This window comes from Bradyrhizobium cytisi (assembly GCF_008123515.1).
In the GTDB taxonomy this organism is placed as follows: Bacteria; Pseudomonadota; Alphaproteobacteria; order Rhizobiales; family Xanthobacteraceae; genus Bradyrhizobium; species Bradyrhizobium cytisi.
On record NZ_VSSR01000103.1, the window covers coordinates 1 to 1,670 of the forward strand.

Sequence of the window (1,670 nt, forward strand, 5' to 3'; positions counted from 1 at the left end):
CATCCAGAATGTTACTGGACAACTTCTCGCCGATGATTGGGTCGGTGCCATCGAATCGGTTCGGTGGCGTCTATGGCGAGAAAGATCAGCATGGGCGCGCGGCGGGAGGTGCTGTCGACCGTAACGGAGCGTTACGAGTCGGCCAAACGGGCGGAGAAGGGGCGCATCCTCGATGCGCTGTGCGCGACGACGGGCTGGCATCGCAAGCATGCGGTGCGCGCGCTTCGGCGGAGCGCAACGGTTGGACCGGGGAGGATGGAGGCGCCCGGACAGCGCAAGCGCAGATATGGCGCGACGATCAAGGACGCGATGACGGCGCTGTGGGAGGCGTCGGATCGGGTATGCGGTAAGCGGCTCAAGGTGATGATCCCGACCTTGCTGCCGGCGCTCGAGCAACATGGCCGATTGCAGCTTGGTGAGGCCGACCGTGATCGTGTTCTGGCGATCAGCGCCGCAACCATCGACCGCTTGCTCGTCGATGTGAAGATTGCGGCGAGCGGCGGCAGGCGGCGCCGTGCCGGATTCTATTCGGCAATCCGGCGCGAAGTCCCGATCCGCACGTTCAATGACTGGAACAGCCCGGTGCCCGGCTTCTGCGAGGTCGACATGGTCGCGCATGGCGGCACGTCGGTGGCCGGCTCGTTCATCCAAACCCTGACGATGGTCGATGTCGCCACGGGCTGGACGGAGTGCCTGCCGTTGCTGACGCGGGAGGGTTCGCTCGTCGTCGAGGCGATCAACCGCGCCCAGAGCCTGTTCCCCTGGTTGTTGCGCGGCGTGGACTTCGACAACGACAGCGCCTTCATGAACGATGTTGTTGTGCCATGGTGCCGCGAACAAAAGCTCGAAGTCACACGCTCGCGCGCCTACAAGAAGAACGATCAAGCCTTCGTCGAGCAGAAGAATGGTGCCGTCGTCCGCCGCCTCATGGGCTATGGCCGCTTCGACGGCGTCGAGACGGCCCGTGTGATGGGCCGTCTCTATGCGGCGGCTCGGCTCTACGTCAACTTCTTCCAGCCGTCGTTCAAGCTGAAGGAGAAGCGCCGCGAAGGGGCTAAAGTGATCAAACGGTATCATCTCCCATCGACGCCCTATGAGCGTGCACTGGCGCATCCCAAGGTGACCCCGGACGTGAAGAAACGGCTGCGCGATCAGTATCGTTCGCTCGATCCGGTCGTGCTGTTGGCTGAGATTCGCGCGACCCAGGACGAACTCGGCAATCGCGTTGATCGTCGTGCCGGACACGCGGGTGACCTGCAGCGCGCCTTCACGACCACCACGCCAACAAGCGCAGCCACTTTCGCCAAGACGCTCGGAAAGACGGTGACGGCCGGCGAGCCGCGTGCCACGCACCGGCGAACTCGTCGGCCCTATAAAACTAGGATTCGCATGCCGTCCAAGCTCGACCCACATATTGCCGCGATCGAGGGCTGGCTGGCAGAGCAGCCGCAGCTGACGGCGCTCGCCATCGTCGGCCGGCTGAGCGAGATTCAGCCCGAGGAGTTCGGGGCAAGACAGCATTCGATTGTGCAGCGTCTGCTGAGGGCGCTTAGACGGAAGACGGCCGACCAAGTGGTCGCCGCTGCCCCACTGCCCGGGGTTGTGGACGGCTCGGGCTATGTAGGGCCCGACCCGCCCACAGCCCCTCTCGTCGAGCAAGCCGGGAAAGC

General features: G+C 64.3%; 1 protein-coding gene. It reads left to right on the forward strand.

Translation table 11 applies throughout. From position 1 onward, the window contains the following. Positions 1-72 precede the first annotated feature (72 nt). The coding region (locus FXB38_RS39875; RefSeq protein WP_148756364.1) for an integrase catalytic domain-containing protein at positions 73-1,670 on the forward strand (1,598 nt) is incomplete at its 3' end.